This window comes from Sphingomonas sp. NFR15, assembly GCF_900103265.1.
In the GTDB taxonomy this organism is placed as follows: Bacteria; Pseudomonadota; Alphaproteobacteria; order Sphingomonadales; family Sphingomonadaceae; genus Sphingomonas; species Sphingomonas pollutisoli.
The window spans coordinates 183,887-203,906 of sequence record NZ_FMWX01000003.1; the positions used below are offsets into that span (position 1 = coordinate 183,887).

At 66.5% G+C, this 20,020-nt stretch carries 20 protein-coding genes; 4 read left to right on the top strand and 16 right to left on the bottom strand.

Going from position 1 to position 20,020, the window contains the following annotated elements; all coding sequences use genetic code 11:
- Nucleotides 1–116: 116 nt before the first annotated feature.
- The gene (locus BLS81_RS08935) at nucleotides 117–1,199 is read right to left on the bottom strand and encodes a GAF domain-containing protein (protein ID WP_093223210.1); all 1,083 of its coding nucleotides are present in this window, start codon (nucleotides 1,197–1,199) and stop codon (nucleotides 117–119) included.
- 118 nt (nucleotides 1,200–1,317) lie between these two features.
- Complete coding sequence (locus tag BLS81_RS08940) at nucleotides 1,318–2,439, bottom strand: ROK family transcriptional regulator (protein ID WP_256326151.1); 1,122 nt, start codon at nucleotides 2,437–2,439, stop codon at nucleotides 1,318–1,320.
- A 113-nt stretch (nucleotides 2,440–2,552) separates the two neighbouring features.
- On the opposite strand from BLS81_RS08940, the gene BLS81_RS08945 reads away from it, so the two are divergent.
- Genes BLS81_RS08945 through BLS81_RS08955 form a run of 3 tightly spaced genes read left to right on the top strand, consistent with a single transcriptional unit; the run spans nucleotide 2,553 to nucleotide 8,337 of the window.
- Complete coding sequence (locus BLS81_RS08945; protein ID WP_093223214.1) at nucleotides 2,553–5,093, top strand: TonB-dependent receptor; 2,541 nt, start codon at nucleotides 2,553–2,555, stop codon at nucleotides 5,091–5,093.
- Nucleotides 5,090–6,304, top strand: coding sequence for a YdcF family protein (locus BLS81_RS08950; protein ID WP_256326152.1), 1,215 nt, complete (start codon nucleotides 5,090–5,092; stop codon nucleotides 6,302–6,304). The genes BLS81_RS08945 and BLS81_RS08950 overlap by 4 nt, the downstream gene beginning before the upstream one ends.
- 35 nt (nucleotides 6,305–6,339) lie before the next feature.
- Entirely contained in the window at nucleotides 6,340–8,337 is a 1,998-nt protein-coding gene (locus BLS81_RS08955; protein ID WP_256326153.1) for a glycoside hydrolase domain-containing protein, read from the top strand.
- A 47-nt stretch (nucleotides 8,338–8,384) separates the two neighbouring features.
- On the opposite strand, the gene BLS81_RS08960 is transcribed toward BLS81_RS08955, so the two are convergent.
- The 7 genes from BLS81_RS08960 to BLS81_RS08990 form a co-directional block, all read right to left on the bottom strand.
- Nucleotides 8,385–9,593: a retropepsin-like aspartic protease family protein gene (locus tag BLS81_RS08960; RefSeq protein ID WP_176787095.1), complete on the bottom strand. Its 1,209-nt coding sequence runs from the start codon at nucleotides 9,591–9,593 to the stop codon at nucleotides 8,385–8,387.
- 326 nt (nucleotides 9,594–9,919) lie between these two features.
- Nucleotides 9,920–10,651, bottom strand: coding sequence for an aspartate/glutamate racemase family protein (locus tag BLS81_RS08965; protein WP_093223220.1), 732 nt, complete (start codon nucleotides 10,649–10,651; stop codon nucleotides 9,920–9,922).
- Entirely contained in the window at nucleotides 10,651–12,114 is a 1,464-nt protein-coding gene (locus BLS81_RS08970) for an FAD-containing oxidoreductase (RefSeq protein WP_371128259.1), read from the bottom strand. The genes BLS81_RS08965 and BLS81_RS08970 overlap by 1 nt, the downstream gene beginning before the upstream one ends.
- A gap of 2 nt (nucleotides 12,115–12,116) precedes the next feature.
- Complete coding sequence (locus tag BLS81_RS08975) at nucleotides 12,117–12,542, bottom strand: organic hydroperoxide resistance protein (RefSeq protein WP_093223224.1); 426 nt, start codon at nucleotides 12,540–12,542, stop codon at nucleotides 12,117–12,119.
- A 61-nt stretch (nucleotides 12,543–12,603) separates the two neighbouring features.
- Nucleotides 12,604–13,185 (bottom strand): DUF308 domain-containing protein, encoded by a 582-nt coding sequence (locus BLS81_RS08980; RefSeq protein WP_093223225.1) that lies wholly within the window; start codon nucleotides 13,183–13,185, stop codon nucleotides 12,604–12,606.
- A gap of 112 nt (nucleotides 13,186–13,297) precedes the next feature.
- Nucleotides 13,298–13,939 (bottom strand): NrsF family protein, encoded by a 642-nt coding sequence (locus BLS81_RS08985; RefSeq protein WP_093223227.1) that lies wholly within the window; start codon nucleotides 13,937–13,939, stop codon nucleotides 13,298–13,300.
- Entirely contained in the window at nucleotides 13,929–14,432 is a 504-nt protein-coding gene (locus BLS81_RS08990) for a sigma-70 family RNA polymerase sigma factor (RefSeq protein ID WP_093223228.1), read from the bottom strand. Before BLS81_RS08990 ends, BLS81_RS08985 begins: the two co-directional genes overlap by 11 nt.
- A 281-nt stretch (nucleotides 14,433–14,713) precedes the next feature.
- Between BLS81_RS08990 and BLS81_RS08995 the strand changes: the two genes are divergently transcribed.
- Nucleotides 14,714–15,574, top strand: a complete 861-nt coding sequence (locus BLS81_RS08995; RefSeq protein WP_093223230.1) for a LysR family transcriptional regulator — start codon at nucleotides 14,714–14,716, stop codon at nucleotides 15,572–15,574.
- 5 nt (nucleotides 15,575–15,579) lie between these two features.
- Here BLS81_RS08995 and BLS81_RS09000 read toward each other — a convergent pair whose 3' ends face one another.
- The 7 genes from BLS81_RS09000 to BLS81_RS09025 form a co-directional block, all read right to left on the bottom strand.
- Nucleotides 15,580–16,572 carry an alpha/beta hydrolase gene (locus BLS81_RS09000; RefSeq protein ID WP_093223232.1) on the bottom strand — a complete coding sequence of 331 codons (993 nt, stop codon included), beginning with the start codon at nucleotides 16,570–16,572 and terminating at the stop codon, nucleotides 15,580–15,582.
- 45 nt (nucleotides 16,573–16,617) lie between these two features.
- A complete protein-coding gene (locus BLS81_RS09005) occupies nucleotides 16,618–17,148 on the bottom strand; it encodes a VOC family protein (RefSeq protein ID WP_093223233.1) in 531 nt (176 codons plus the stop codon).
- A 35-nt stretch (nucleotides 17,149–17,183) separates the two neighbouring features.
- A complete protein-coding gene (locus BLS81_RS09010; protein WP_093223722.1) occupies nucleotides 17,184–18,032 on the bottom strand; it encodes an alpha/beta fold hydrolase in 849 nt (282 codons plus the stop codon).
- Nucleotides 18,033–18,058: 26 nt separating this feature from the next.
- On the bottom strand, nucleotides 18,059–18,310 hold the full coding sequence (locus tag BLS81_RS21055) for a hypothetical protein (protein WP_256326154.1): 252 nt from the start codon (nucleotides 18,308–18,310) through the stop codon (nucleotides 18,059–18,061).
- Entirely contained in the window at nucleotides 18,310–19,200 is an 891-nt protein-coding gene (locus BLS81_RS09015; RefSeq protein ID WP_093223235.1) for an NAD(P)-dependent oxidoreductase, read from the bottom strand. The genes BLS81_RS21055 and BLS81_RS09015 overlap by 1 nt, the downstream gene beginning before the upstream one ends.
- An 85-nt stretch (nucleotides 19,201–19,285) precedes the next feature.
- Nucleotides 19,286–19,633, bottom strand: a complete 348-nt coding sequence (locus BLS81_RS09020; protein WP_218123113.1) for an EthD family reductase — start codon at nucleotides 19,631–19,633, stop codon at nucleotides 19,286–19,288.
- 36 nt (nucleotides 19,634–19,669) lie between these two features.
- Entirely contained in the window at nucleotides 19,670–19,969 is a 300-nt protein-coding gene (locus BLS81_RS09025) for an EthD family reductase (protein ID WP_143023330.1), read from the bottom strand.
- Nucleotides 19,970–20,020 lie beyond the last annotated feature (51 nt).

Genomic DNA, 20,020 nt, shown 5'->3' on the forward strand with positions numbered 1-20,020 from the left:
GCGAGGGGTGGCGCCGCGACGGCGCGGCCCTGCGGCGCCCCGGCGGCCATCGGTGCGGGGGATGGCCGTTCTCGACGACGGCCGGCGTGCGACCGTCGAGCCGCGCGGTGAGAAAGTTAGCGCTTGGCGTGCGTCGCGGAACGCAATCTCCGGTCGAGCGCGCGGAGCCGCACTTCGTCCGAAGCGATGGCGGCCAGCGCCTGGATCGTCTTCATCTCGCGTTCGCCGATCACGCGCGGCTTGCGGTCGATCACGCACAGCGAGCCGACGATGAAGCCGTCATCATCCACCACCGGCGCGCCGGCATAGAAACGGAAGCGAGGCTCCCCCGCCACCGCCGGATTGTCGGCGAAGCGCGGATCGGCGGAGAGATCCGGCACGGTGAACACCTCGCGCTGCAGGATCGTGTGGTTGCAAAAAGCCCAGCTCCGTGGCGTGTCTGCCATGTCGAGGCCGACCTTCGATTTGAACCATTGTTTGGTGGGGGTGAGCAGCGTGAGCAGCGCGATCGGGGTGTCGAGAGTCTGCGCGGCGAGCCAGGTCAGCCGGTCGAAACCCTCTTCATTCTCGGAGTTGAGCAGGCCCGAGCGCTCGACCGCCATCAGCCGCCGCCGCTCGTCCCGCGAGACCGGGAAGGCGACGCCCCAGTCAGCGAGCCCGGCGTCGTCAGCGGCGAATGCCGATCCCCGTAGCGTCGCCAGCGCCTGCGCGGGCGTCGCGGCGTGGCTGACGCGGGCGGCGAGATCTGCGGGCACGTCCGCTTCGCCGCCGACGGCGATGATGCGGGTCGCCGAGATCGTCTTGTCCGCCGCCAGGCTCCGCAACAGCGGCTCGCTGTTCAGCCCCGATACGCAGTCGACCAGCACGCCAAACGGCCGCGCCGAGCCGATCGTCACCAGCGCGGCGAGCGCGTCATCGAAATAGTCGATCGAGAAGTCGGCGGCGTTCTCGGCGGCGGCGCGATAGGTCGGCAGCCGGTCGTTCGCGGCGACGACGACGAGGATCGCGGAGGTTTCGGTTTCCGCCGGCGACTGCTTGCTGTCGATCAGCGCCAGCACATCCGCGTGATAGACCCGCCGGTGGCCGCCCGGCGTCTTCCAGGAGGGGATCGCCCCACCCTCGATCAGCACCTGCGCGGTGCGTACCGAAACGCCCAGCAATTTGGCGACGTCGGCCGTGGTCAAAATGTCCTTCGTCACGCTTGCGACTCCCTGACCCGCCGGACCCGTCGCAACCCTCGTGCGGCTCTCCAATCTGCTCGAGCGGTATGGGCGTCGATATACTGATAGAATCGGCAACTTAAAGGGCGCGCCCTGCTTACCCAATCGTCGTTGCGTGGATCGGTAGCAGCGCCGCGCCGAGCGTCGCCGCGCTACCCTCCAGCGTCGAGACCGAGATGCGCGGCGCCGTGCCGACATGGTCGCCGATCCGCATTGTGCCGTAATCGATGCGGTCGACCAGTGCGGTCAGGATGCGGTTAGGCAGAGGGCTGGAGATGACGAACTCGCCGGGGTCGATCCAGGCCAGGCCCCAGTTGATGATCGGTGCGATCTGATGTGCGGCCCGCTCGACCCACCGGGCAACGACCGCCTCATAGCCGCGTGTGACGACATCGAAATCCAGTAGCGAATGGATCGGACACCCTTCGCTGCGCAGCGTGGAAAGAAGATCGAGCGTGGACGGCCGCGGTTGGTCGACCGGATACAGGCTGCCGACCTCGCCCGCACTCGCGGTCGCACCGCGCAGGATGCGGCCATCGACGATGATGCCCGCGCCGATCCCGTGGCCGAGCAGGATCACCACGGCGGTGGAACAGCGCCTCATCAGCCCGCCGACATAATATTCCGCCAGCGCGGCCGCGTTGGCATCGTTCTCGATCCAGACATCGTGACCGATCTGTTCCTCGAACAGCGCCTTCAGATCGACGCCGCGCCATGCTGCCAGGCTATCGACGGTCCAGCGCCGGGCGCCGTCCGGTGACAGCGCGGCGCCCGGCACGCCGACGCCCACGCCGAGCAATCGCCAGCCAAGCAGCCTGTGCGCGATCGCCAACTCGTGCATCGTCGCCATCACCCGGAGCGCGAACGCTTTCGGATCGGGATCCTCGAACGGATGCGAGCAATGCGCGATCACACCGCCCGCATAATCGACCAGCGCGACTTCTATCAGCCCGCGATGCACCACCGCGCCGACCGCATAGCCGGCGGCGGGTGAGATGCACAACGGCACCGCCGGCCGGCCCGGCGTCATCGGCTCCGCACCTGGACTTTCCGCAATCAGGCCATGCGCGAGCAAGGTGCCCGACAGGCGCGTGAGCTTCGATGCACTCATGTCGAGCTTGGTCGCGAGATCCTTGCGCGAACGTGGGCCATGGGACCGCAGAACATTCACGATCCGCCGTTCGTCCTCGTCGAGCCGCAATCCCGAGAATGCCACCACCGCCACGCTCCTTCGCGATTCCGCGTAGCGCATTAATATATTTCGTGAAATTAATTAAAATTGTCACATTGGGCGTCCAGCCGCTGTCGCATAAGAGAACAGGGTGGACGATCATGACGAAATACGGCTTGCGCACGGGGTGCGCCTTCGCGGCGCTGAGCATCGCGGCTTATTCTCCGGCGTCAGCGCAGACCGGGCCGGTGGCGCCCGGCGACGCGGTCGCCAGCGGGACCGCAGACGGCGCGCAGGCGTCCGGTGCGACTGCCACCCCGGAGACGAGCGCGGACATCATCGTCACCGGATCGGCCCGCCAGCAGCGTCGCTTCGACGTTTCTTACGCGGTCAATTCGCTCAGCAACGCGGACATCCAGAAGCTTGCGCCGGTCAACTTCGCCGACCTGCTCGGCAAGCTACCGGGCTTTGCGGTGGAGAACACCGGGGGCGAGGTTCAGAACATCTTCCGCCTGCGCGGCTTGCCGAGCGACGGTGGCCTCGTCACCTTCCAGCAGGATGGGTTGCCGCTGTTCCACGAAAACGACGGCAATTTCTTCCGCGGCGACGATCTCAACCGCTTTGATCTCATGACGCAGCGGGTCGAGGTCGTGCGCGGCGGCCCAGCGCCGGTGTATGCGAGCTACGCTGCGGCGATCGTCAACAACATCACCGTGTCGGGCACCTCCACCCCGCGCGGCAAGGCGCAGGTCACGCTCGGCGACACCGGCCTCTACCGGCTCGATGGCTATCAGTCCGGACCGATCGACGATTCCACTTATTATGCGATCGGCGGATTCATCCGCCAGCACGACGGCTATCGTGACAACGGCTTCCCCAACGATCGCGGCGGCCAGATCCGGGCGAACATCAAGCACGATTTCGCGACCGGCTCGCTGCGCGTTTCGATCAATTATCTCAACGACCACAACGTCTTCTATCTGCCGATCCCGACCGCCGATCCGCGCGATCCGAGCAAATCGCTCAACCAATATATCGACTATTTCAGCGGTACGATGAACTCGCCGGCGCTCCGCGACGCGACGATCCGCTATCGCCAGGCCGATGGCACCACGCGTACGGTCGGCGCCGATCTCGGCAACGGTCGCCATACCGAATTCGGCAATCTCGGCGTGCAGTACGACACCGATATCGACGGCTGGAAGATTGCCGCCAAGGGCGGAGTCAGCGTCGGCAAGCTGCATTTCGACGCGCTATATTCGACCTCGAATCCATCCGACGCCAACGCATTTGCCGGCAGCTATCTGAGCGCCGCGCGCACCGCGTTCGGTGCCGGTGTCAGCCGGCTCGGCTATGCGATCGCGGGTACCAACGGCAGCGAGGTCTATGATCCCAACGCGGCCTCGGGGTTGGTCGTGCCCGGCCAGTTCCGGGATGTCGTATCCAAATTCTATTCGACGCAAGGCGATGTGAGCGTCACGCGGTCGATCACGACCGGGTTCGGTACACACGACCTGCGCGTCGGCGTGTATGGCAGCCTATATGGTGAAACCAACGAGGTCGCCTATCAGGACTATCTGCTCGAGGTCCGCGGCAAGCCGCGCACGCTCGACCTGATCGCCTACAACGCTGCCGGCCAGGCGCTCGGCTCGGTGACCGACAAGGGCGTGCTGCGCTATACGACCACGCTCAACCGAGGCAACACCGACGCCTCGATGTACGCGCTGTATGCGAACGACACCTGGGAGGTGCTGAAGGGGCTGACGATCGACGGCGGCATCCGCCACGAACGATACAGCTTCAGCGGCTATGCCTTCGCGACCGCCTCGGCGGACCTCGGCGACCGTACGACGCTGGCCGATAACAGCGTGCGCGCGTTCACCGGGCAGGTCATCTCGTCGAAGCTCAAGCCCGACATCACCAACTGGACCGCCGGTATCAACTATGATGTCACCCCGCATCTGGGTGCCTATGCGCGCGCCTCGCACCTCGAGACGCCACCGTCGACCCAGGTCACCTATCAGATCAACCCGACGATCCTCACCTCCAAGGCAAACCAATATGAGGTCGGACTGAAAGCCGCGTTCGGGCGCTCCTATCTGTACCTGATCGGTTTCTATACCCGTTACGATCCGCTCAACGCTTCGTTCGTCGCGCTCGATCCGGTGACGGGCCGCAACGATCAGTCGGTTCCGTTCGTCGGCAAGGCGGACATCAAGGGCGTCGAAATCGACGGCAATCTCGCGCTGCCTTATGGCTTCGCCGTGACCGGCGCGCTGACCATCAGCGACCCGAAGTACAAGAGCCTGACCAATGCCAACGGCGCGAGCCCCGGCGACGTGGAGGGCAACCAGATCGTTCGCGAGCCGAAGGTTTATGGCAACGTGCGTCCGTCGGTCGATTTCGATCTCGCGGGCACCGACGTCCAGATTTACGGACGCTACGAATATGTCGGCAAACGCTATGTCGATTTCTTCAACAACACGGCGCTGCCGGCTTATCAGACCTTCGGCGCGGGCGTTACGCTGACGCGCGGCACCTGGCAGATGCAGGTGGTCGGCGACAACATCTTCAACGCGCACGGCCTGACCGAAGGCAATACGCGGACCGATCAGTTGAACGGACAGGGTACCGCCGACGCGATCTATGGCCGTCCGATCTTCGGCCGCAACGTTCGGTTCGTGCTCAGCAAGTCCTGGTGACGGTTCCGCGCACGTTGCTCGCCGCGGTGGCGGGGATGTCACTGGCCGGCGCCGCCGCCCCGCCGGCGGATGTGCAGCCGCCGGCAACGGCAGCGGTGGCCGACACGGTCGTCGATGCCTTGTCGGCGCGGCTGTTCCCGGTGCTCGGCGCGGTGACGCGTTCGCAGGCACGGACGCGTGCGCTCGACGGCGATGCTGGTGTCGCCGCGTTACGTGCGGCGCGCGCGGCGCGGATCGCCGCCTGTGCCGCCGCGCCAGCATGTCTCGTCGAGGCGATGCTCTGGACCGATCAGGAGCGCGAGACGTTCGGACGCGCGCTCGATCGGCTGACGCGTAGCGGGGCCTTGCCGCCACTCGTGCCGGACTCGGACCCCGATCTCCCTGCCGCGCTCGACCGGGAACTGGCCGGTCTGAACGGCATTCTGCGGGTGTACGGCCTTGGTGCGGCGGGCCGGTATCCGAAGATCGACGCGCCGGTCTTCGCCGCCGGAACGCCGTTCTTCACCGACAGCGTCAAGGTCGCGATCGACACCGCACGCGCGGGATCGGTCGCGCCGCCGGAGACCCTCGCGGCGGGGATGCGGCTGGCGCTCGCGCTGCTCGACGCGAACGATGCGACGGCGGCGATCCGCTTCGAGCCGCTCGATCGGCGCGAAAACGCCGGTGTGCGCGCCGCCGCCGCGCGTACCCACTGGTCGGCATACCGCTATCCGTTGCTGATCGTTCCGGGCGTCGGCCCAGAGGATGAGGCGACGATGCTCAGTCCGCGCGGCAAGCTCCACCTCCTGCTCGCCGCCCAGCGCTATCGCGAGGGTCTCGCGCCTTTCATCCTCGTTTCGGGCAGCGCGGTCCATCCGCGTGGGACGCGCTTCGTCGAAGCGGTCGAGATGCGCCGCGCGCTGATCGTACGCTACGGGATACCCGCCGAGCGCATCATCCTCGAACCCTATGCCCGACACACGACGACCAACCTGCGCAACGCGACGCGGCGCATGGTCGCGCTTGGTATTCCGATCGACCGGCCGGCGCTGATCGTGACCGACGCCGAGCAGAGCGCGTATATCGAAAGTGCGCTCTTCGCCGACCGCAACCGTACCGAGCTCGGGTATCTGCCCGGAACGGTCGGGCGCCGCCTGTCGCTCTATGATCTGGAATTCCGTCCGTCGCGCCTGTCGCTGCGGCAAGACCCGCGAGACCCGCTCGACCCATGACCGCGAAATACCTCCTGAGCTGTGGGTTGCTCGCGATGGCGAACCCAGCCGCTGGATGCGAGACGCCGGCGGAGCTTGTCGATCCCTTCGTCGGTACGCTCGCCGATTTCGGCCAGCTTTCGCCCGCCGCGGTCGCGCCGTTCGGCATGGTCCAGCTCGGGCCCGATACCAGCCCGGCCAATCACGCGGGCTACGATTATGCGGCGACGACGCTGCTCGGCTTCTCGCACACGCGCGGGGTGGGGGTCGGCTGTGGCGGCGCTGGCGGCGACCTGATGATTTCGCTACGCTATGCCGACCAGCCAGGCGCGAGCACGCTCGACAAGGCCAGCGAGGCTGCACGGCCCGGCACCTACCGCGTCCGCTACGACGGCGGCATCCTCGCTGAAATGGCGGCGACGCGCGGCGCGGGCGTGCTGCGCTTCACGCTGCCGCGCGCGGGAACCGTCGATCTGCGGGTTGACCCCCGACACAGCTATTCGAAGCGGCTGGCCGCGCGATGGGAAAGCCTGACCAGCGACGACCTTCGTGCCGATCTGGTCGCGGGAACGGTCTGCGACGCCGGCGCGTATCATCTGCACAGCGCCAGCCAAGTCCGTGTCAACGGCCGCCTGATCCACCAGCGGCTGTCGGCGGGCCCGGCGGACCTCGCGACGCTGAAACTCGTCGCCAGAGCCGGCGACAGGGTCGAGGTGCGCACCGGCCTGTCGAGCGTCGATGGCGCCGGTGCCGCCATGACCCGCGACCGCGAAATCGGTGGGCGGTCGCTCGCCGCCGTGGCGGCGGACACGCGCGCGAGGTGGAACCGCATCCTTCGGCGGATCGTACCGTCCGGGCCGCGCGAACGACACGCGCTGTTCTACACTTCGCTGTACCGCGTCATGGAAACGCCTGTCGCGATCACCGATCCGGACGGCCGCTACCGCGACAGCAATGGCCAGGTGATGACATCGCCCGCCGGGGAGACTCATTTCACCAACTGGTCGCTTTGGGACAATTACCGCACGCAACTGCCGCTGCTCGCGCTCGTCCAGCCCGAGCGCAGCGCCGACATCGCGCGATCCCTGGTCGCGCTTTACGCGGCCGGCAAGCCGCAATGGTCGACCCGGAACGAACCGTTCCTGACGGTCAGAACCGAACATGCCGGCATCGCGCTGCTCGACCTATACCGCAAGGGTATCGCTGTCGATGCGAACGCCGCGCTTGCCGGCATGGTGGCCGATAGCGACCGGCTCAAGCGCGGAACACCCGACGAGCAGATCGAGGCCGCCTACGACGATTGGGCGACCGCCGAACTCGCGCGCGATCTCGGTCGCGCCGATGTCGCGACGACGTTCACCGCCAAAGCGCGTTCCTATCGTGCGATGTGGCGATCCGTGTTCGAGGTGCCCGGCGCGGACGGCGACATCGTCAAGGCGCGGGGCCTGTATCAGGGGACGCTGTGGCAATATCGCTGGGCGCCGGTCTTCGACTTGCCGTGGATGACGGAGACTGTCGGCCGCGACCGCCTCCTGAAGCAATTGCACCATTTCTTCGATGCCGGCCTGTTCAACATGACCAACGAGCCCGACATTCAGGTGCCGTGGATGTTCGCCGCGCTGGGTGAGCCGCAGGCCACAGCGGACTTGGTCCGAACGATCCTGACCAAACCGATCGCGCACCCGTACACCAACAGCGGCAAGCTGCCGGTGCCGTTCGTCGGGCGCAGCTTCGCGTTATCGCCGCAGGGGTTCGCCGACGGGATGGACGATGATGCCGGCGGCATGACGGCATGGTACGTGTTCGCGACGCTCGGCCTGTATCCGCTGGTGCCCGGCGAGCCTTGGTATATGCTGACGGTTCCGGCGTTCGAGCGCATCCGGCTCGACCTCGGCAACGGCCGGCGGTTGACGATCCGGCGTGTCGGGCCAGAAGACGGCGCCATCGTGCAGGCCCGGTTCAATGGGCACGACCTTCCGCAGTTCCGGCTCACGCACGGTGATCTTCTGCGCGGCGGGGAGTTGACGATCACGACCAGCCTGCGCGCCGCGTGAAATGCCCAAGACCTCGGCGCCAGGGCGACTTTCGGCCGAGCAACGTGTCAATCCGCAACCTCTCGTCCTAGCAGCAGCCGCATCGAACGGAAATCGAAGGTATAGCTGCCGTTCGCGGTCAATGCCGCCTGTCCAAGATTGCCGAGAACGGGGGCCGCCTTGTCCCCCTCCAGAGTGACGGCCACATCGTGCTCTGTGACTGTTGCCGTACCTGCCCCTATCGTCAGGTGCGGCTCGACCGTCACAGTTCCTTCGCCGCCGCCGCCCAGGCCGAGCGAGGTTTCCCGCTTCGTTGACCAAAGGCGGGCGCGATCCCCGAACCGGGCAGCATAGCTCGCGTGGAGCGTGGTTCGGTTCGCGCCTGTGTCGACGCTCACCAGACTCGTACGGCCCGCGATCTCCACCTCGGCCACCGGCGTCAGCTCGTTCATGTACAGCCTCGCTCCCGAGCGGAGCAGAGGCGCGTTCCGATCAATCGTGAAGCTGCCATCGGCGTCGATCCGGAACCGACCGAGCTGTGCCAGCGCAGGGCAGCCGAGTATCGCCTCGATTTGATAGTCGGCGCGCGGCGCCCGGATGTGCAGTGCTGCATCCGGTATGACGATCGCCACCACGTTCCGAAGGATGACGCCGCCGACCGGAAATCTGTCGATGACGGCGATGCGGGTCGAAACCGAATGGCCCGTCACGCCGACCACATGGTAGCGGGTATCGCGAACCGCGAGTCGCATCCGGCGGGCAGCGCTCTCGGACACGGCCGAGAAGTTGGCGCCTGTATCGATCATCCACGGCAGCGTGACGCCGCCGACCGTCAGATCGACATTCTGCGTGCCCAACACGTTGCGGTAACTGTGCAACCTTGCCGTCCTGCTGCCCGTCGCCCTGGGCCTGGGCACGTCGCGCAACAGCGCCGCCGTTCCGAGTTGGTTGCGCAGATCGTCGAGCGTGTCGGGATCCGTGCGGTCGCCGTGCGCGTCGAGCCATCGCACGATCAACCCATATTCCTTTTTGTACGCACCGCGTCGGAGATATGTGTCGAGCAGCGTCTCGAAGGTTGTGTACGCGCGAGGAGATCGGGTTCGCTCGAGCAGCGCCAGGCACGGCGGGAGCAATCTCGCTGCTTCATCGAGACGATTGTCGCGGCTGGCGATCGCGCCCTCCGCCGCGCAGCGCTCGGCTCCCTTGGGCATCGCTTCCGCAAGAGCGCGCGCCTCGGCCATGTCCCACCGCGCGAGGGCGGCATCGACGGGCAGCACGGTCGCGGCTGGTGCGGATGCGGCCTGGGTCGTCACGGAGCGGCCCGCCCCGAAACTGGCGACATCGCGCGCCGCGACGGAAACGCGACGTGTCGGCGCCAGGCCGACTGCGCTGCTCGTCGCGCTCTCGCGCGTCGCCGGCGCGGCGAACACCGGCGGCCGGACGCTGGCGTCCTCCGCGAGAGCGGGCGGAAGCGTGACGGCGAAGCACGCTTCAGGCGCCGCAGCACCGACGAGGAGCAAGGCTGATGCTGACATCAGGACGAGGCGCGTCGCCTTCGGCAACGCCCCGAGTTGGCCGTCCATCGCGACCATCTTCTGGCTGTTCACGTAATCGTCCGTTGCGCGGCATCAATGCGAGCGTCGGTCGCCAGCGCGTGGTCGAGCGCCGCGTCCGCATGGATCGCGGTGGTGTCGAAGATCGGCACGGCGCTGTCCTCCTGGCGCACGAGCAGCATGATCTCGGTGCAGCCAAGGATCACCGCCTCGGCGCCCACATCGACGAGACGCGCGATCACCGCCCGGTATGCCTCGCGCGACGCGGGTTCGATGCGTCCTGCGACCAGTTCGTCATAGATGATGCGATGCACGGTTGCCCGGTCGTCCGCGTCGGGAACGATCACCTCCAGACCGTAAAGTTCGGTCAGCCGCCCCTTGTAGAAGTCGTGCTCCATCGTGAACGCCGTGCCGAGCAGCCCGACCTTGCGGAAGCCGGCGGCCACGATCCGCTCGGCCGTCGGATCGGCGATGTGGATCAGCGGGATGGCGACGGCGCTTTGCACGTCGCTTGCCATCCGGTGCATGGTGTTGGTGCAGATCAGCAGCAGGTCCGTTCCGGCCGCCTCCAACCGCCGGGCGGCGTCCACCATCCGCTCGGTGAGGCGGCTCCAGTCGCCGGCATGTTGCAACGCCTCGATTTCCGCGAAATCGAACGACCAGAGCAGACACCGCGCCGAGGCCGTCGCACCGAGGCGCGCGCGAGCGCCTTCGTTGAGGAGGCGGTAGTATTCCGCCGAGCTTTCCCAGCTCATACCCCCGATCAAGCCAATCATGCGCATCAGGCGTTTCCTTTCCACGGCTGAAGATCGAGCAACACCGTCGGGATCAGCTCCGACACGGTGGGATGGATCGGCACCGCCCAGCGAAGCTGCTCCACCGGCTGGTCGGCGTTCATCATGTCGAGAATGCCATGGATCGCCTCATCGCCGCCGGTGCCGAGGATCGCCGCGCCCAGAATGCGGCGCGTTTCCGCATCGGCCACAACCTTCATGAACCCCTGCGTCTCGCCCTTCTCGACCGCTCGACCGACCCGGCTCATCGGCCGGGTCGCGCGCAGAAGCGGCCGGCCCGTCGCGAGCGCCTGTGCATCGGTCATGCCGGCGCGGGCGAGCGGCGGATCGGTATAGAGCGCATAGCCCGGCAGCCGCTGGCTGACGCCTCGCTCCTCCCGGTCCAGCAGGTTGGCAGCAACGATCTCGAAATCATTGTAGGCCGTGTGGGTAAAGGCACCACGACCGTTGCAGTCGCCGAGTGCCCAGACACCCGGAACGTTGGTCCGCAGTTGGTCGTCCACGGTGATGTAGCCGCGCGCGTCGAGAGCGATGCCGGTCGCGTCCAGCCCGAGGTCATCGGTGTTCGGCCGTCGTCCCACGGCCATGAGCACGTGACTGGCAAGAACCGGCTGCGCATCATAGGCACAGTCCACGCGCACCTCGATATCATCACCCTTGGCCGCGAAACCGATACAGTCCGCGTCCGTTCGCACCGAAATGCCCTCGGCCTCGAGGATCTCGCGCATGGCGTGGGACACGTCCTCGTCCTCACGCGCGATCAGCCGGCCCATCCGCTCGACCACCGTGACCGCCGCGCCGAAGCGGCGATACATTTGCGCGAATTCCAGCCCGATGTAGCTGCCGCCGATCACCACGAGGTGCCGGGGAAGCGTGTCGAGCGCCACGATGTCGGTATTGGTGAGAATCGGAACGTCGCCAATGCCCGGCATGTCCGGTACCACCGCGCGACCGCCGACATTGATGAAGATACGCGGCGCGGTCAGCCGTTCACCTGCGACCGCCACGATGTTGGAAGCCTCGAAGCGCGCATGACCGCGAACCAGTTCGACATTGGCCATGCCGAACAGCCAATTTTCGTTTCCGGCGCGGCCCTCGCGGATGATCTTGTCGGCGCGGGCGGCCACCGCCTTCATATCGGCAGCGATCGGCCCCGCGACGGTGAACCCGTACTCCGCTCCCCGTCGGGCGGTATGCATGGCGTAGGCGCTCGCCACGAGCGTCTTGGTCGGCCGGCAGCCGGTGTTGACGCAGGTGCCGCCGACATGATGGCGTTCGACGATGGCGACCGATTGGCCCGCCTCGCTCAGACGACCGGCGAGCGCGGGCCCCGCCTGACCGGCACCGATGATGATCGCGTCGAAGCTGCGCATGGGAGGATACCTCTCGATATTGGCCATGGCGCGACGCGCCGGGGAAGACAACGGGCCTGCAGCCGGCAGGCCCGTCAAGATCAGATGATGCTCAGGCGCACGTCGATATTGCCGCGCGTCGCGTTGGAATAGGGGCAGATCTGGTGCGCCGCCTCGACCAGTCGCTGGGCATCGGCGCGTTCCAACCCCGGCAGCGCCGCGGCGAGCTCGACATCCAGACCGAAGCCGCCGTCGCTGCGCATGCCGATCCCGACGGTCGCGGTGACCGCCGCGCCGGCCGGGACGGGGAGCGCCAGTTGGTGCGCGGCGAACTTGAGCGCGCTCAGGAAACACGCGGAGTATCCCGACGCGAACAACTGCTCCGGGTTGGTCCCTTCGCCGCCGGGGCCGCCGAGTTCCTTCGGCGTGGACAACTGGAGGTCGAGCGTCCCGTCCTCGGTGCGGGTACGGCCGTCACGCCCGCCATTCGCGGTGGCGGAGGTGCGATATTTTACGTCGATGGACATGATTCATTCCTTTCATGGGGGGCGCAGGCCGTTCCTGCGCCGGAGGTGATGGAGAAGCGCGTCAGGCCGCGACGGCTTTTGGGCGCCGGCGCGCGTCGCTGATGGTCAGCGAGACGGCCGAGACGAGGAAGTAGAAGGCGCCGAACCCCGCATAAGGCGCGATGTCGGCAATACCGACGGGCGCGGGGCCGGCCGCCTTGCTGAGCATGAATGCCCCGGCGAGACCGGACTGGGCGCCGCTCAGGATCATCGCCCACTGGGCTCCATAGGACTTCCAACGCCGCACGCCGGTGATGAGCTGGAAGAGGCCGGAGAGGACGGCCCACACGCCGAAGATCTGAAGAACCGCGTGCATGCCGTGCGGCAGCGTCACGGCGACCGCGACCGCGGTCACGACGCTGACGACGAAGTTGAGCATCTGGCTCTTGTTGCTGCCCAAGCCGCCACTCCGGCTGGCATCGAGATAGTTCGCCAGCGCGTCCCACGCCGGATAGGCGACGAGCATCACCGCCGCCAGCGGCGGCATGGCCTTGGCGACGGTGAAGGCGAGCGCGACCCAGATCGCGGCAACCGCGAAGCGCAGGTAATAATAGCTCTTGAGCCAGTCTCGGTCCGGGGCCTTCGTGTCGGTGATGGTTTTCATGGCATGATTCCTTTCTGTGATGCAGGCGCACGTCTCCCGTCCCGGAAGCCGGGTGGGTCGGTGAAGGTGATTGAGGCGGCGCGCGGGGCGTTAGGTGCCGCGCCCGATCAGGTTAGAGGCGGAAGCGTCGTGGCAGGCGCCATCGTGCCGCGGCCGCGACGGCGGCGCACCCGAGGGAATACCAGACCACCACGTAGAGCGGATCGTTGAAGGGGCAGCAGAACGCGAACACGAAGGCTCCGCAGGCGCCTGCGGCAATCCCCGAGGCAAGCGCGCTGAGCCGGGGCTGGGTCGGCGCGGCCCTGCGCATCAGGGCACCGAGCAAGGCGACGATCGGCAGCGAGAGCACGAAGATCGACGTGGCGCACAGCATGCCGCCGGCCGGGTTGATGCGCTCCATCAGCGCGCGGTGGTTCACGCCTTCCGGCGCGACGAACGCGCCTGCGGCGATCGCCATCACCGCGAGAGCGCAGGCGATCATCAGCCCCTGCCGGGGCCGCGCGGTTGGCGAGAAGGAGCGGATGGCCATCACGCATGCCGCCACGGCCAGCAGCCCCAGGCTTCCCACGCGCCACATCAGATAGGGCGACCCGGCCATGTGGTGCATGTCCGGCCGCATCACACCCAAGGCGAGAAAAAGCGCGAGTTCCACCCCGCCGAGTGCGAAGACGAGCGCGCCTTCACGCAGCATGCTGCGGCGCTGGATCGGCGTGAGGTCGGACGACAGGTCGAGGATCAAGGCTTCATTCGACATCGGGGGTCTTCTCGATGATTGCGGTAAGGCGCGCGAGGCCGCGGTGGATGTTCATCTTCACAGCCGAGGGGGAGAGGCCGATCTCGCCGGACGCGTCCTCGATGCTGTAGCCCTGCACTTTGACCAGCAGGATCGCCTGCGCCTGAGCGGGGCGAAGTTGGTCAAGCAGGCTGGCGAGAACCGAGCTGCTGACCACCGACGCCTCGTGGTCGCCGACAGCGATCTCGTCGGGCAGTTCGTCTGCCGGCCGGCGCGCCAGGCTGCGCAACTGGTCGACCCACTTGTTCTTGGCGATCGCCGCCAGCCAGGGTCCAAACGGATATTGCGGATCGTAGGTATGGCGCCGCCGATGAATGGCGAGCAACGTTTCCTGGACGGCATCGTCCACGTCGCCCGGCGGCAGTCGCCGCTCGAAGTAGCGCTTGAGCCATTCCGATGTCTCCCCGAGCAGCCGCCGATAGGCGCCGCCATGTCCATTCTGGGCAGCTTCCATCAGGCTGCTCCAACCGTCGGGTGCGGTCCGGGACGGCCCCTCACGACCGAGCCGCGCCGCGCCCGGCGACGACCCTGAGATGATTCTCGATAGAAAGTCCGGGCGCATGATCTCTTATTCGCGCGCCGCGCGATGCCGGTCACGCCTTGTCGAACTTTTTGTGTCACGCCGGCTTGCGTGGCTGCCGTTCCGGCCTGACGTGTCACACAAGGATGGGGCGGAAAGATCGACCGCCGGGCGTTCGGGCTCTGCCCCGCCAGTGCGATGCGTGAGGACATGCGATGGAGTGGAGTGACGTCCGTATCTTCCTGGCCGTGGCGCGGGCCGGCACGCTGGGCGGCGCCGCGCGCGCGCTGCGGCTCAGCCATCCCACCATCGGCCGGCGCCTCCGCTCGCTTGAAGAAGCGACCGGCCAAACGCTGTTCCAGAGAACCGCCGATGGGTTCGTCCTGACGGAGGAAGGGAGCGCCATCATTACTCTCGCGGAGCAGATGGAGGAGGGCGCGCTCGCCATGGAGCGGCGGCTCGCCGGCCAGGAGCAGAACCTTCGCGGCTGCCTGCGTATCTCCTCGGCCGACTGGTTCGGCGCCTACGTCCTGCCCCCTATCATAGCGGAATATACGAACGCCTATCCTGGCGTCGATGTCGAGATCCTCACTGGGACGCGCCTCTTCAGCCTCGCCCAGCGCGAATCGGACATAGCCTTCCGGATCGTGCCGTTCGACACCTCTGACATCGTGCAACGGCGGCTCACCCGGTTGAACTACGGCGTGTACGTCGCCGCCAGCGCACCCGATCCGGTGTTCGGCGACGGAACCGGCTTCCGTCTGGTTACCCACGACACATCGACGGGGCAGTTCCCCGATATCGCCTGGCTGACGGAAAATTTCCCCAACGCGAGGCCGGTCATGCGCTCGAACAACCGCAACGTGCAGGCGCGCATGTGCAGAGAGGGTGTCGGCATCGCCGTCCTGCCCCGCGCCGTTGGCTCCCAGATCCCAGGACTGCGCCTGCTCGGTCTCCCGTCAGAGCCGCCCAGCCGCGACATCTGGATGGGCTACCACCGCGATCTGAGGCACCTGCAACGCCTGCGCGCTTTCATCACGGTTGTGGACAATCACCTGCGCGAGGTGCTCCCCTGAGCGCTTCAGCCGCCGCTCAACCGTGTTCGCACGAAGCGGGCAAGTTCGTTGCTGAGCTCGAGATCCTCCGGGGTGCCGCCCAGGAAGCCGCCATGCGGCATCGCCTCGAAGACGTGAAGCTCGGCATTGACGCCCGCGCTCCGCAGGGCGCGGTGCATGCGCACGGTATTGGAGAGGAAGAGATCGCGGGTGCCCGACTGCAGCAGCGTCGGCGGCAGACCCGTCAGGTCGCCGAACAGCGGGGAAAGATAGGGATGGGAGAGATCCGCTCCGTTCGCATACAGCAAGTTCGCCGACATCAGCGGCAACGGCAGCATCACGTCCACCAAGCGGTTCACTTCGAAGCTGTCACCGGATTCGGTCAGGTCCACCTCTGGCGACAGGAGGACCAGGCCAGCCGGCATGGGCAGCCCTTCGTCCCGCGCCCGCAGGAGCATGGCGACCGCGAGATTGCCTCCTGCCGACCTGCCGCCGACGATCACGTTCGAAGGCGCATGATGGTTCAGCACATGCGCATAGGCCGCGAGCGTGTCGTCCAGTGCCGCAGGATAGGGGTGCTCGGGCGGTGTTCGATAGTCGACTCCGTAGCAGCGCAGGCCGTGAAGATCCGCCTGCATCTGCGCGCCGACGCGGCACGCATCTCCACCTCCAACCACCAGCGCGCCACCGTGCAGATCGAGGTAGGCGCCGTGCGTCGCGGTCACCGTCTCGGGCGTGGCGATGTGGACGGCGGCATCGCCGACCTGGATGGTCTCGACGCTGGCGTGCAACGTTCCGGCCAGACCCTTCAGGCTGGCGGCATATTGGGCATCGACCGCCGTCTTCATTCGGATCCAGCCGTCATAGTCCTCGGGTTCCGGCATCCGGTGCTTCGCGTTCAGCGGCGTACCGTCGGCGTCGACAAGACGGTCGAGCGCGGCGCGCGCCTCCGAACTGATGGAGGTGGGAGACGGAAGCGTGCGGGCGGGCAGCCGCACGCCCGGCGATGTGTCGTCCATTGGATGTGACCTCGATCCCTATCTCGGCGCCGGTTCGCGCTTCGCTCAATCCTCGTCCTGCCACCTACGCAGTTCCGTCTGGTCATGGTAGGGCATGCGGTCCGGCGTGGTGATGAATTCCATCGTCGTGCCCCACGGCATGCGGCAGTAGCAGACCTTGTTCCCCGGCCCTTTCTCGGTCGCATAGGGAATAGCGCGCGGCGCGGTGAGCGGGGTGCCTCCGGCCTTCTCGAAGCGCTCGACCGAAGCGTCGATGTCGTCGGTGTACAGGGCGAAGTGCGTGATGCCAAAGTCGCTCGCTCGGATCGGCTGGGCTTGTTCGGGGCCGTGCATTACGAAGAGCTCGATATCGGGCCCGGTTCCGATCTTGACCATCGCCTGCCCGCGCACGACCGTTCCGGGGAAAGCGCCGACGGCCCGCTCGAATTCGGGCCCCTGCCGCGGTGGGTCCTGCGGTCCGAACGACTGGTAGATCACCTGGCCGCCGAAAGCGTCCACCAGGAACGATTTTGCGGCTTCGATGTCGGGCACCGTGATGCCGATATGATTGACGCCGCGAATGACAGGTGCGGTCATGACAGTCTTCCTTTCGTTCAAGCGACTGCGAAGTTTCATTTGGCGTTGAGGAAATCGATCAGAGCGGCCGCGACGTCTTCCGGTCGTTCATCGGCGACATAGTGGCTGCACCGCGCGATCGCGCCGCCCGTCACATTGCCGGCGAATTCCATGAGCATCGGCACCATCTGCGGGCCGAAGCGCTGATCTCCACCCAGGCCAAGTACGGGTATCTCGAGCGGGTGCTTCTTGTACTCGAGCGCGGCAGCATGGTCGGCGTCGAGCGTGCGATACCATTCCATGCCGCCACGGGTGCGGCCAGGAAGCGCCATCGCCTTCGCGTAGATCTCGATGTCCGCCGGATCGAAGGTGCCGTGATCGTAGAACCGCTCGGCCATGAACGTTGAAATATAGTCATATTCACGGCCGTGGATCAGCCGCTCGGGGAGATCCCGGTTCATATGAAAGCTGAAGTGCCACAGCCTCGCGGTCGTCGCCTCCCATCCGCTCCAGCCGGGAAGCGGAACGTCGAGGATGGCGAGATGCGTGACAGCCTCGCGATGGAGTGCCGCCTGCGGCAACGCCACCATGCCGCCGATGTCGTGTCCGCACACGGCGTAGCGTTCATGGCCGAGCGCGACCATGACGTCGTGCGCGTCGCGCGCCATCGTCGCCTTGTCATAGCCGCCCTGCGGACAGTCGGAGAAGCCGGCGCCGCGCAGATCGATCGCGACCACGCTGAAATGCTCGGCCAGCAGCGGCATCACATGGTGCCATTCCCACCATGTCTCCGGCCAGCCGTGCAGTAGCAGGATCGGCGGACCCGAGCCGCCCGTGACGGCGTTGATCTTGATGCCGTTCGCCGGCACCATTTGCTGGGTAAATCCCTTCAAAGTCGCGGTCATGATCGCTTTCCAGTCGATGTTGACGTTCAAACGGAGCTTGGGGCCGGCGCGCAGGGCCGGTCGAAATCGGTGGCGATCGTGACGTCGCGCCAGGCGTCGATATCGCTACGGAACGCCGCCAGCTTTCGTTCGGCGATCGCGTGCCCGACCGGGCGAGCGGTAGATGGAGCGGGGCACCGCCGGGCGGTCGCGATCACCCGGTCGCCGCGCTGGGCCGCCGCGAGCGCGAGCCGCTGGCCGAAGCCGCTCGAGCAGCCTGTGATGAGCCAGGTTTCCATCACGGCTTCTCGGCGATGTGTTCTGACGACGTGACGCTGTCGCCGCCGCGAACGGTCATATCGCCGATGATCGACCAGTCCTTCTCCCCGAGCCCCGCCGAGACGGCTTTGCCGAGTCCCTCGCGGACAGCTTCGAGCATCGGGAGCGTGCGTCCGATCTCGTGACTGGCCTCGCTCGCCAGGCGCATGTCCTTGAGTGCGAGCCTGGCTTTGAAACCGGGCTCGAAGGACCGTTCCGTGATCTGCGCGCTGTAGCTCTCATAGGCGCGGCCCGAGAACAGGGTGCCGAGGATGAGCTCGAAGAAATCCACACGGTCGAGTCCGAGGCTCTCGGTCAGCACGACACCTTCGGCCATCGCCTCGATAGCCATGGCGATCATCATATTGCAGGCGAGCTTCGCGGCCCGAGCGGGGCTCTCCCCCAACTTCCAGACCTTCTTGCTGAGCGGCGCGAGCAGCGGCTCGATCGTGGCAACCGTATCGGCCTTTCCCGCCGCCAGAATGTTGAGCTGGCCATTCGCCGCCACGTTCGGCCGGCCGAGAACGGGTGCGGACACATAGCCGAGCCCCGCCTCTTCGTGCAGCAGCTCCAATTCTCGTGCGAAAGCGACCGAGATCGTCGAGGTGACGACGTGGGTAAGCCCCGGTGGCGCGCTCGCGAGCAGACCAGCATCGAGAATCACGTCGCGAATGGCCGCGTCATCGGACAGCATCGTGAAGACGGCGTCGGCCTCGAACGCATCGGCCGCGCGTTCGACAAGCGCCACTCCGGGGACATTATCCTTGGCGAGCTTGCTCCGGTTCCAGGCGCGAACATCGTGGCCCGCCTTCACCAGGTTCAGGGCCATTGCCGAGCCCATGACGCCGAGGCCGATACATCCGATCCGCATGGTCTATCTCCTGGTGCTCGGATGGGTGATGTGCATGGGGCGCAGGCGGCGCGGCGTGCCACGCTCATCGTCTCGCCGGCGCCGATCACAGAGCAATTCCGAGAACCCGGCGCGGTGTGACGTCGGTGAAGCGCTCCAGGTCCGCCATGACGGGACCGGCCTCCGGTGACGCGAACGCGGCTGCGATCGCTGCCTCGTCGCGGAAGCGGCACTCGCAGATCGCTATGGTCCCGTTCTGCATAGCGCCGGGAAAGAAGGCGGCGACGCCTTCGAGCCCGTAACGCGCCCAGGATCGCATCACCAGCGGCAGATGACGCTCGACGTAATAGTTCTTGTCGAACCGGGTTCCGACAGTGCCTCGATAGGTGACATAGACGATGACCGCGTCGGGCTGATCCGCCATGTCCGCGAGCTGGCGATCGGAGAATTCCATCGTGCTTTTCCTTCAAGTGGAGGAAGGCCGTTGCGCTCAGAGGGGCGTGCCCACGCTCCGAGACACGGTCGCGTCCGTGAAGCGGGGAACGTCGGCCATCACCGCCGCCGTCTCGGCCGATGCGAGCGCGGCGTGCAGCGCGTCTTCGTCGCGGAACCGGTAGAGGCCCACGGACACCTCCGGGGCGTCGGCGTTCCGCGGAAAGAAGGCGGAAGCGCTCTCCAGCCCGTGGTGCTGCCAGCAGGCGAGCGCCAAGGGGAGGTGGACATCGACATAATGGTCGCGATCGAAGTAGGTGCCGCCGCTGCACGTTACGATCAGGGTTGCATGTGCCATGGACGAGCATGTGGACCGATCAACAATGATCGTAAACTGACAGGATTGAAC